Annotated in this window: 12 protein-coding genes; 2 read left to right on the top strand and 10 right to left on the bottom strand. The window is 65.3% G+C overall.

All coding sequences use genetic code 11. From position 1 onward, the window contains the following. A partial coding sequence (locus SLQ31_RS29230; protein ID WP_319437692.1) for a hypothetical protein occupies positions 1–218 on the top strand: 218 nt, incomplete at its 5' end. A gap of 108 nt (positions 219–326) precedes the next feature. Here the strand turns inward: SLQ31_RS29230 and murA are convergent. Further along, positions 327–1577 (bottom strand): UDP-N-acetylglucosamine 1-carboxyvinyltransferase, encoded by a 1251-nt coding sequence (gene murA, locus SLQ31_RS29225; protein ID WP_319437691.1) that lies wholly within the window; start codon positions 1575–1577, stop codon positions 327–329. A gap of 62 nt (positions 1578–1639) precedes the next feature. Between murA and SLQ31_RS29220 the strand changes: the two genes are divergently transcribed. Further along, complete coding sequence (locus tag SLQ31_RS29220; protein WP_319437690.1) at positions 1640–2233, top strand: cob(I)yrinic acid a,c-diamide adenosyltransferase; 594 nt, start codon at positions 1640–1642, stop codon at positions 2231–2233. 1 nt (position 2234) lies between these two features. Here the strand turns inward: SLQ31_RS29220 and SLQ31_RS29215 are convergent, their stop codons facing one another. The 9 genes from SLQ31_RS29215 to atpB all read right to left on the bottom strand — a co-directional run bounded on the left by SLQ31_RS29215 (position 2235) and on the right by atpB (position 10130). Next, on the bottom strand, positions 2235–2678 hold the full coding sequence (locus tag SLQ31_RS29215) for a DUF2550 domain-containing protein (RefSeq protein ID WP_319437689.1): 444 nt from the start codon (positions 2676–2678) through the stop codon (positions 2235–2237). A gap of 17 nt (positions 2679–2695) precedes the next feature. Beyond that, positions 2696–3061, bottom strand: coding sequence for a F0F1 ATP synthase subunit epsilon (locus SLQ31_RS29210; RefSeq protein WP_319437688.1), 366 nt, complete (start codon positions 3059–3061; stop codon positions 2696–2698). A 33-nt stretch (positions 3062–3094) separates the two neighbouring features. Beyond that, entirely contained in the window at positions 3095–4522 is a 1428-nt protein-coding gene (gene atpD / locus SLQ31_RS29205) for a F0F1 ATP synthase subunit beta (protein ID WP_319437687.1), read from the bottom strand. 25 nt (positions 4523–4547) lie between these two features. Then, positions 4548–5471: a F0F1 ATP synthase subunit gamma gene (locus SLQ31_RS29200; RefSeq protein WP_319437686.1), complete on the bottom strand. Its 924-nt coding sequence runs from the start codon at positions 5469–5471 to the stop codon at positions 4548–4550. A gap of 20 nt (positions 5472–5491) precedes the next feature. Next, positions 5492–7141, bottom strand: a complete 1650-nt coding sequence (gene atpA, locus SLQ31_RS29195) for a F0F1 ATP synthase subunit alpha (RefSeq protein WP_319437685.1) — start codon at positions 7139–7141, stop codon at positions 5492–5494. A gap of 55 nt (positions 7142–7196) precedes the next feature. Continuing rightward, positions 7197–8528, bottom strand: a complete 1332-nt coding sequence (locus SLQ31_RS29190) for a F0F1 ATP synthase subunit B/delta (protein ID WP_319437684.1) — start codon at positions 8526–8528, stop codon at positions 7197–7199. A gap of 3 nt (positions 8529–8531) precedes the next feature. Then, complete coding sequence (locus tag SLQ31_RS29185; protein ID WP_319437683.1) at positions 8532–9044, bottom strand: F0F1 ATP synthase subunit B; 513 nt, start codon at positions 9042–9044, stop codon at positions 8532–8534. A gap of 5 nt (positions 9045–9049) precedes the next feature. Further along, positions 9050–9304 (bottom strand): F0F1 ATP synthase subunit C, encoded by a 255-nt coding sequence (locus tag SLQ31_RS29180; RefSeq protein WP_149441870.1) that lies wholly within the window; start codon positions 9302–9304, stop codon positions 9050–9052. Positions 9305–9374: 70 nt separating this feature from the next. Then, positions 9375–10130, bottom strand: a complete 756-nt coding sequence (atpB, locus tag SLQ31_RS29175; protein ID WP_319437682.1) for a F0F1 ATP synthase subunit A — start codon at positions 10128–10130, stop codon at positions 9375–9377. Positions 10131–10134 lie beyond the last annotated feature (4 nt).

Genomic DNA, 10134 nt, shown 5'->3' with positions numbered 1-10134 from the left:
GAGCCAGAATCAAACTCTCCAAACAAAAACAACCCATGACAAGCACAGGTGAATTCGAATCAGAACAATCTGACCTAACAAAAAGACACCAAACAAACTGGCATCAAAAAAGATCGCCACACCCCAACACGGGGGTATCAAAGCATGGCAAAAAACAACAACAAACTATAAAACCACCAAACACACTATTGAGTTCTCAAACAACACAACCCGGCTGACACCCGCCAGCAGGCAACCCTGCCAGCTTACTCGATCTTCTTGGCGGCGTCAACTGCCACTGCCTACCCAATTTCTTGGGCCCGGCGCGGCTGGACCGACCGCTTACCTTACACGCGTTCTATCTCAGCTCCAAGTCGCACCAGATTCTCCACGAACAGCGGGTATCCCCGGTCGATGTGAAAGACGTCGTGAACTTCGGTTTCGCCGTCGGCGACCAGCCCGGCAAGCACCAGGCCGGCGCCCGCCCGGATATCCGAGCACCACACCGGGGCACTCGACAGCTGCGGGATCCCCCGCACCACCGCGTGGTGGCCGTCAGTCCTGGCGTCGGCACCGAGGCGGATCATCTCCTCGACGAACCGGAACCTCGCCTCGAACACGTTCTCGGTGATCATCGATGTCCCATCGGCAATCGATGCCAACGCGATCGCCATCGGCTGAAGGTCGGTCGGAAAACCCGGGAACGGCAGCGTCGCCATATTGCAGGCCTTCGGGCGCTCGTACTGCACCACCCGGAACCCGTTGTCATGTTGGGTGACGGTGGCGCCGGCGTCGTGCAGCTTGTGCAACACCAGCTGCAGGTGAGCCGGATCGACGCCGGTGACCGAGATGTCACCGCGAGTCATCGCGGCGGCAATCCCCCACGTCGCCGCGACGATCCGGTCGCCGATCACTCGGTGCTCGGTCGGGTACAGCCGCGAGACGCCGGTGATCGTCAGCGTCGGAGTGCCGGCACCCTCGACGAGGGCGCCCATCTGATTGAGCATCTCGCAGAGGTCGACGACGTCGGGCTCACGCGCCGCGTTGTGAATCGTGGTGACACCCTCGGCGAGCACAGCCGCCATCAGGATGTTCTCGGTCGCCCCCACCGACGGGAACTCGAGCTGGATCTCCGCGCCGTGCAGCTTCTCAGCGGTGGCCACCACGCAGCCGTGCTCGATATTGCAGTCCGCGCCGAGCTGACGCAGACCGGCCTGATGCATGTCGAGCGGCCGCGAGCCGATCGCGTCGCCACCGGGAAGCGCGACACGGGCTCGCTTGCACCGGCCGACCAGCGGGCCCAGCACACACACCGACGCCCGGAACTGGCGCACCGCGGCGAAGTCCGCTTCGTATTTGGGCTCCTCGGGCGACGTGATCCGCACCGTCGGGCCGTCGAGTTCGACGTTGGCCCCGAGGCCACGCAGGACCTCCGCCATCAGCGGCACATCGAGAATGTCCGGGCAATTGGTGATCGTTGTGGTGCCCTCGGCCAGCAGGCTGGCGGCCATCAGTTTCAGAACGCTGTTCTTCGCGCCCCCGACAGCCACTTCGCCTGACAACCGATTGCCGCCGGTCACCACGAAACGCTCACCCACGGCGGTTAGTTTAGTGGAGCCAGCGCCATGTACCTGCGCACTCGGCCGGTACCGTCTCTCCCATGGCAGTCCATCTGACCCGCATCTATACCCGGACCGGCGACGACGGCACCTCGGGACTGAGTGATTTCTCACGAGTCGAGAAGAATGACCCGCGTCTGAGCGCCTACGCCGACTGCGACGAGGCCAACGCCGCGCTCGGGGTGGCCGTCGCCCTTGGCAGCCCCGACGACGACCTGCGCAAGGTGCTGCTGCAGATCCAGAACGACCTGTTCGATGCGGGCGCAGACCTGTCCACCCCGGTCGCCGAGAACCCCGAGTATCCGCCGCTGCGGATCACGGGGCCGTACGTCGAGCGGCTCGAGGCATGGTGCGACCACTACAACGAAGCGCTGCCGGCCCTGAACTCGTTCATCCTGCCCGGCGGCACTGCGCTGTCGGCCCTTCTGCACGTCGCGCGAACCGTGACACGGCGCGCCGAGCGGTCGGCATGGGTCGCGGTGAAGGCCTACCCCGACACCGTCAGCCCGCTGCCGGCGCGCTACCTCAACCGGCTCTCGGACCTCTTGTTCATCCTGTCGCGGGTGGCCAATCCCGACGGCGACGTGCTGTGGCAGCCCGGCGGCGCGAAAGCCGAAGGGCCCGAAGCCAAATAGCTCACGCCGTACGGCGGCGCGCCCGCGGCGACGGACTGGACTCGACCCAGGACAGGAACGCCGTCAGCGCCCCACGGTCCAGCGCCATCTCGTAGCCACGCCAACGGTCGACGGTGGTGTCGTGCAGTTCGAGCACAACGATCGCGTCGGTCATGATGTCGAACTCGTCACCGCGGGGAGTCCGTCGGGAAATGACTTCCAGCCCACGCCGGCTCAGCCGTCGATCCGGCCACCACCGCAGGCTCGATAGCCGGTAATACCTGGCCTCGTCACCCCGGTAGCGGATGACTCCGTGCCGCCAACCATGGCCGCCGACCGCCGGGATGTCACGCAGGATCGCGGCGGTGCCACCCTGACGCAGCTTCCACAGTCGGTAAGTCAGCGCGACCACCGCGAGCAACAGCACACCGACCAGCGCGACCATGAAGAACATCGGCGCGCTCATCGGTCGCTGGCCCGCGGCTAGTCGAGCTGGCCTAGGGCGCGCAAGCGCGCCCTACCGCGGGCAGCGGTCTGTGGATCGTCAGAGCCCGCGTCGGCTTTGGCCGACTCCGCATCGATCTCGGACTCGAACTCGGCGGACTCCGCGAGGATCGTTACGCTTTCCTCGGTCACCGACAGGTAGCCGCCGTCGACCGCGATGCGAAGGTCGTCCTCGCCCTCGCGCTCGACGCGCACCATCGCGTCATCCACTAGCTGTGCGACGAGCGGGATGTGGCGAGGAAGGATGCCGATCTCGCCCGACGTGGTGCGGGTGAAGACGAACGTCGCCTTGCCCGACCAGATCTTGCGCTCGACGGCGACGATGTCGACGTCCAATTCGGCCATCTCACATCACCTTTCGCGTCTTTGGGCCAGAGATCACAGCTTGGCGCCGAGGCTCTCGGCCTTCTTCGCCAAGTCGTCCAGGCCGCCGATCAGGAAGAACGCCTGCTCGGGCAGGTGGTCGAACTCACCCTTGGCCAGCTTGTCGAAGGCCTCGACGGTTTCCTTGAGCGGCACGGTCGAACCGGGCTGGCCGGTGAACTGCTCGGCAGCCATCATGTTCTGGCTCAGGAAGCGCTCGATCTTACGAGCCCGGTACACCAGAACCTTGTCCTCTTCGGAGAGCTCGTCGATACCGAGGATCGCGATGATGTCCTGAAGATCCTTGTAGCGCTGCAGGATCCGGATGACTTCCTGGGCAACCCGGTAGTGCTCGTCACCGACCACGCTCGGGTGCAGGATCGTCGAGGACGACGCCAGCGGGTCCACCGCGGGGAAGATGCCCTTGGAGAACACCGCGCGGGAGAGCTCGGTGGTGGCGTCCAAGTGCGCGAACGTGGTGGCCGGCGCCGGGTCGGTGTAGTCGTCGGCGGGCACGTACACGGCCTGCATCGAGGTGATCGAACGACCACGGGTCGAGGTGATGCGCTCCTGCAGCTCACCCATCTCGTCGGCCAGGGTCGGCTGGTAGCCCACCGCGGACGGCATCCGGCCGAGCAGCGTGGAGACCTCGGAGCCGGCCTGGGTGAACCGGAAGATGTTGTCGATGAACAGCAGCACGTCCTGCTGCTGCTCATCGCGGAAGTACTCGGCCATGGTCAGGGCCGACAGCGCGACGCGCATACGCGTGCCTGGTGGCTCGTCCATCTGACCGAACACCAACGCGGTGTCCTTGAGTACGTTCGCGTCGGCGAGCTCGACCCACAGGTCGTTGCCCTCACGGGTGCGCTCACCCACGCCGGCGAACACCGAGGTACCACCGAAGTTGCGGGCGATGCGGTTGATCATCTCCTGGATGAGCACCGTCTTACCCACCCCGGCGCCACCGAACAGGGCGATCTTGCCGCCACGCACGTATGGGGTCAGCAGGTCGACGACCTTCAGACCGGTCTCGAGCATCTCGGTCCGCGGCTCGAGGTCGGCGAAGGCCGGCGGCTTGCGGTGGATCGACCAGTGCTCGAAGTCCTTGCCGTAGCCCGGCTCGTCGAGGCAGTCACCGAGTGCGTTGAAGACGTGACCCTTCACGCCGTCGCCGACCGGCACCGAGATGGAGACGCCGGTGTCGCTGACCTCGACACCGCGGACCAGTCCGTCGGTGGGCTGCATGGAGACGCAGCGGACCAGGTTGTCGCCCAGGTGCTGGGCAACTTCCAGGGTCAGCGTCTTGGCCAGCGCCTCGTAGGTGATGTCGGCGTGCAGTGCGTTGAACAGTGCGGGCACCGAGCCACGCGGGAACTCCACGTCGACCACGGGTCCCGTGATGCGGACGACCCGTCCGGCGGTCTTCTCTGCGGTAGCAGTCATTTCCTCTTCGCTTCCCCTACGTGGACTATTTCGCGTCGGCCAGCGCGTTGGCGCCGCCGACGATTTCGCTGATTTCCTGAGTGATCTGCGCCTGACGCTCGCGGTTCGCCGCCAGCGTGAGCGCCTTGATCAGATCGTCGGCGTTGTCGGTCGCCGACTTCATGGCACGACGACGAGAAGCCGACTCCGATGCCGCCGCCTCGAGCAGCGCCGCGTACACGCGGGTCGCGATGTAGCGCGGCAGCAGTGAATCGAACAGTTCCTCGGCGTTGGGCTCGAACGAGAACAGCGTGTGCGGACCGGATTCCTCCTCGCCGACGTACTCGACGACCATCGGTGCGATCCGCAGTGCAGAAGCCTGCTGCGACAGCATCGACTTGAACTCCGTCGACACGATGTGGAGTTCGTCCACGCCGAGGATGCCGTCGGCACCTGCGTCGTCACCCTCGTCGTCAACACCGGACATGAAGGCGGTCACCAGTGTCTCGGCGATCTCCTTGGCATTCTCGTACTCGGGCCGCTCGGAGAAGCCGGTCCACGACTCGGTGACAGTACGTTGCCGGAAGCTGTAGTAACCCAACGCTTTACGCCCGACGACGTAGAGCACCGGCTTCTTGCCCTCGTCCCGCAGCAGCGCGAACAGCTCCTCGGCACGACGCAGCACGTTTGCGTTGTAGCCGCCGCACAGACCACGGTCCGAGGACACCACCAGCACACCGGCCCGCTTGGGGTTCTCCCGCGCGACCAGCAGCGGGTGATCCAGCGCGCTCGCACCGGCGAGTTCGGTGAGCATGTTGGTGATCTCGCTGGCGTAGGGCCGGGCCGCGTTGACCCGGGCCTGCGCCTTGGCGATCCGCGACGTGGCGATCAGTTCCTGAGCCTTCGTGATCTTCTTGATCGACGAGGCGGATTTGATACGTCCGCGAAGCTCGCGAAGTGTGGCTGCCATTTCCTTATATAGCTCTTCTACTAGTTCTTCTTTGGGGCCGGCTTACGGACCTTGACGGATTCCTTCTCCAGGTCCTCGGGGTCCAGTGCCTCGGCCTTGTCATCGCCGTCGACCACCGAGCTGCCGTCGGTGGCGGCGAATCCCTTCTTGAAGTCGTTGATGACCGAGACCAATTTCTCTTCGAGTTCCTCGGAGAGCTTCTTGGACTCCTTGATGCCGGTGAGGATGTCCTCGTGGCTGGCCTTCACGTGCTCGAGGAACTCGGACTCGAAGCGCGAAACATCCTCAGCGGGAACTGAATCCAGGTGGCCCTGGGTGCCGAGGAAGATCGCGACGACCTGATCCTCGACCGCCATCGGGCTGTACTGGGCCTGCTTGAGCAGCTCGACGAGCCGCACACCGCGGTCCAGCTGAGCCTTCGAGGCGGCGTCCAGATCCGAGGCGAAGGCCGCGAAGGCCTCCAGCTCGCGGTACTGCGACAGGTCCAGACGCAGCGAGCCCGCCACCTCTTTCATCGCCTTGATCTGAGCGGCACCACCGACTCGGGACACCGACACACCGACGTTCACGGCCGGGCGCACGCCCTGGTTGAACAGGTCGGACTCCAGGAAGCACTGACCGTCGGTGATCGAGATGACGTTGGTCGGGATGAACGCCGAGATGTCGTTGGCCTTGGTTTCGATGATCGGCAGCCCGGTCATCGAACCACCACCGAGCTCGTCGGAGAGCTTGCCGCAACGCTCCAGCAGACGGGAGTGCAGGTAGAACACGTCGCCGGGGAAGGCCTCGCGGCCGGGCGGGCGACGCAGCAGCAGCGAGATCGCGCGGTAGGCGTCGGCCTGCTTGGACAGATCGTCGAACACGATCAGTACGTGCTTGCCGTTGTACATCCAGTGCTGGCCGATGGCCGAACCGGTGTAGGGCGCAAGCCATTTGAAGCCGGCGGCGTCGGAAGCCGGGGCCGCGACGATGGTGGTGTACTCCATCGCGCCACCGTCTTCGAGGGCGCGCTTCACCGAAGCGATCGTGGTGCCCTTCTGGCCGATCGCGACGTACACGCAGCGCACCTGCTGGTTGGGATCGCCGGTCTCCCAGGCTCCCCGCTGGTTCAGGATGGTGTCGACGCAGACGGCGGTCTTGCCCGTCTTGCGGTCGCCGATGATCAGCTGGCGCTGGCCGCGGCCGATCGGGGTCATCGCGTCGATGGCCTTGATGCCGGTCTGCAGTGGCTCACTGACGCCCTGGCGCTGCACCACCGATGGTGCCTGCAACTCCAGAACGCGGCGGGTCTCGGCCTCGATGTCGCCCTGACCGTCGATCGGCTGACCCAGCGGGTTGATCACGCGGCCAAGGAAGGCGTCGCCGACGGGCACCGACAGCACCTCGTTGGTGCGCTTGACCTGCTGGCCCTCGGCGATCTTCTCGAACTCACCCAGGATGACCGCGCCGACGCTGTGCTCGTCGAGGTTCAGCGCGACACCGAGGACGCCACCGGGGAACTCCAGCAGCTCCTGGGTCATCACCGAGGGCAGACCCTCGACGTGGGCGATGCCGTCGCCGGCGTCGATGACGGTGCCGATCTCCTCGCGCCCGGAATCCGCCTCGAAGCTCGAGACGTACTCCTGGACGGCGCCCTGGATGTCGTCAGCGGAGATTGTCAACTCTGCCATGGCTTTTCGTCTTCCTGCCTTTGTTTTGGGTCTTGGGGTTCGTGTGGTCGGTCGGCTAATCGGGCAGTCGAGTCACGGCTGCGGCCAGCCGTGAAGACAACGCCCCGTCGATCACCTCGTCGCCGACGGCGACCGAAAGGCCGCCCAGCAACGAAGGATCGACGTGCAGCTGCACCGAAACAGGGTGGTTGTAGATCCGGGTCAGCACCTCGGTCAGCCGGGTGCGCTGTGCATCGCTGAGCTCGGCGGCCGCACTCACGTGGGCGACGACCTCACCGCGGCGGGCGACGGCGAGCCGGGCCAGTGCCAGCGCCGCTTCGTCGGCCCGATCGCCACGGATCAGGCTGATCGCCTGGACCAGCAGGGCCGTCGCGGTCGCGTTCGCGCCACTGCCGTCTCCGAGGAGCTTGTGCAGCAACGCGACCCGGCCATCGGCCGGTGTGGCGTAGTCGCCGAGCAAGGTGCTCAGCCGGGGCTGCTCGTCGAGGATGCGGGTGAAGCGGAAGAGCTGCTCCTCGACCTCGTCGGCCTGATCGTCGCGCTCGGCGCGAACCAGCAGGGCGAGCCGGGCGATGTGTTCGATGACGTCGACCAGATCTCCGGTGTGCGACCAGCGCACCGACGCCGCGGTCTCGAGCACATTCAGGGCGTCGGCGCCGACCTTGTCATCCAGCAGCCGGTGCACCAGTTGCTTCTTGGCGTCAGTCTCACCGGAGGACTCGGCCAGGTGGCGGGCCAGGATCGGTTCGGCGATCAGCAGTCCGGCCACAGACGCTAGGTCATCGGACAGCGTGGACAGGGCGTCGGCGGACAACTCCGACGAGACCGAGTCGAACTTCTCGACGACCGCGGCCTGCGCCTCGCGGCTGGCCGACCGCAGATCTGAACCCGTCTCGGGGGCAAAGGCCGCCGGTGCCATCGAGTCCAGCTCATCCAGGAACCGGTCGACGGTGGCCGACTGCGCCTGCTCGTCGGATACGTGTGCACGCACCAACTCGCCCGCCCGCCGCACCGACTCGCTACCGAGATCCTGGCGCAGCTGGCGGATCAGCTGGGCACGCAACAACTGAACCTGTTGCCCGCCTTGGACTTTGATCCGCTCGACCTCGACATCGGCCTGCGCGCGAAGCTGCTCGACGATGCGCTCGGCGTCGTGCCGAGCCTCTTCGACGATGCGCTTGGCCTCGGTCTTGGCCTCGTCTACCCGCGCGGCGTGATGCTTGTCGGAGTCAGCAAGCCGCTTGGCGGCTTTGGCGCTGTCGTCGATCTGCGTGCGCACCGCGTCCTGCTGGCTGGCCATCATGCGCTTCAACGGCGGTACGACGTACCGCCAGATGATCGCGACGATGACCAGAAAGCCGATGAGCTGTCCGATGAAGGTTGACATGTCCTACCGTCCCGGCGCCGTTGTCGCCGACTCGCTGGAGACCTCTACACCCAGGACCCGGCTGGCCAGCGTCGCGGACAGCGTGTCCACCGACGATCTCAGCTCCGCGGCGATGGAATCGCCCTGCAGCTTGAGCTCATTGGCCGCCTGCTGCAGCGTTGCCGCTGCCTCCTCGCTGGCGCGGCCCTTGTGCTCGTCGAGGATCTTGCGACCCTCGTTCCGGGCTTCGTCGCGGATGCCCGAAGCCTCGCTGCGGGCCGTGGCCATCTCCTTGCGGTAATCGGAGTCGGCGGCGGCATCGAAGTCGTTGGCCTTGCGGTTGTCCTCGGTGGTCTTGGCGACCATCTTCTCGCGCTCACCGAGCACCTTCTGAATCGGCGGCACGACAAACTTGCCGATTACGCCCAGCACGATCAAGAAGATGGCTAGTACGAAGAAGAAGGTGCCGTTGGGGACGAGGAAGTTTTGAGTGCCACCTTCCTCGGCCGCCAACAGAGTGACGCTGTGCTCCCCCATGCGGACTAGGAAGCGCCAGGCGTGGCGAACACGAACAGGGCCATGAACGCCAGGTTGATGAAGTACGCCGCCTCCACCAGACCAACAGTGATGAAGAACGGGGTGAACAGCCGGCCCTGGGCCTCGGGCTGCCGGGCAATGCCCGAGATCAGGGCGTTACCGGCGATACCGTCGCCGATACCGGCGCCGATGGCGCCGCCGCCCAGAATGAGGCCGCCGCCGATGAGGGCGCCCATGACGATTTGAGGGTCTGCTGCCATTCTCTATCCTCCTTGATTGCTGGTAGGACTCCTACCAGGCTGTGGGTGGTTCGGGGGTCGAACACGTCTTTTAGTGGTGCTCCTCATCCAGTTCCATGGACTGGCTGAAGTAGAGAATCGTCAAGAGCGCGAAGATGAACGCCTGGATCAGGCCGACGAACAAGTCGAACGTCTTCCAGATCGCGTTGGGCGCCCACATGATGTACGGCGGGAACATCGCGATCAACGCGACCATGATGCCGCCGGCGAAGATGTTGCCGAAAAGTCGGAGCGACAGCGAGATCGGCTTGGCGATTTCCTCGACGAGGTTGATCGGGGCCAAGAACGCGACGTGACCCTTCAGCACCTTCACCGGGTGACCGATGATGCCGCGCCGCCAGATGCCGGCAGCGTGGTAGCAGAAGAACACGAACAGCGCGAGCGCCAGCACGAAGTTGATGTCGGCGGCCGGCGGCTTGAGCAGCTCATGCGTGCCGCCCTCGGCCGTGCTGTACTGCACCGGCAGCACCGAGATCCAGTTGGCGATCAGGATGAAGATGAACAGCGCCACCGCCAACGGCAACACGAACGGCGCGATCTTCATACCGATCGCCGACTCGATCTGGCCGCGCATCTGGGTGGTCAGGGTCTCCCAGAGCAGCTGCACACCGCTGGGCACACCCGTCGAGGTGACCTTGGCGCGCAGTACGAAGGCCAGCGCGATCACGATCAGCGCGGCGATACCCGTCGCCAGGATGGTGTCGGTGTTGACCGTCAGACCCAGCCACGTGGCGGTGTCGTGGTGGCCGACCTCGATGGCGGCCTCGGCGAGGATTCGTTCACTCATCGCG

This window comes from Mycobacterium sp. RTGN5 (assembly GCF_033804465.1).
Lineage (GTDB): Bacteria > Actinomycetota > Actinomycetes > Mycobacteriales > Mycobacteriaceae > Mycobacterium.
The sequence above is the reverse complement of the archived record's forward strand: the minus strand, read 5'-3'. Positions and strand labels throughout refer to the sequence as shown.

Excerpts from the sequence above, each read along its gene's own strand:
- SLQ31_RS29220 (WP_319437690.1), top strand. The coding sequence starts at position 1,640 with ATGGCAGTCCATCTGACCCGCATCTATACCCGGACCGGCGACGACGGC.
- SLQ31_RS29215 (WP_319437689.1), bottom strand. The coding sequence starts at position 2,678 with ATGAGCGCGCCGATGTTCTTCATGGTCGCGCTGGTCGGTGTGCTGTTG.
- SLQ31_RS29210 (WP_319437688.1), bottom strand. The coding sequence starts at position 3,061 with ATGGCCGAATTGGACGTCGACATCGTCGCCGTCGAGCGCAAGATCTGG.
- atpD (WP_319437687.1), bottom strand. The coding sequence starts at position 4,522 with ATGACTGCTACCGCAGAGAAGACCGCCGGACGGGTCGTCCGCATCACG.
- SLQ31_RS29200 (WP_319437686.1), bottom strand. The coding sequence starts at position 5,471 with ATGGCAGCCACACTTCGCGAGCTTCGCGGACGTATCAAATCCGCCTCG.
- atpA (WP_319437685.1), bottom strand. The coding sequence starts at position 7,141 with ATGGCAGAGTTGACAATCTCCGCTGACGACATCCAGGGCGCCGTCCAG.
- SLQ31_RS29190 (WP_319437684.1), bottom strand. The coding sequence starts at position 8,528 with ATGTCAACCTTCATCGGACAGCTCATCGGCTTTCTGGTCATCGTCGCG.
- SLQ31_RS29185 (WP_319437683.1), bottom strand. The coding sequence starts at position 9,044 with ATGGGGGAGCACAGCGTCACTCTGTTGGCGGCCGAGGAAGGTGGCACT.
- SLQ31_RS29180 (WP_149441870.1), bottom strand. The coding sequence starts at position 9,304 with ATGGCAGCAGACCCTCAAATCGTCATGGGCGCCCTCATCGGCGGCGGC.
- atpB (WP_319437682.1), bottom strand. The coding sequence starts at position 10,130 with ATGAGTGAACGAATCCTCGCCGAGGCCGCCATCGAGGTCGGCCACCAC.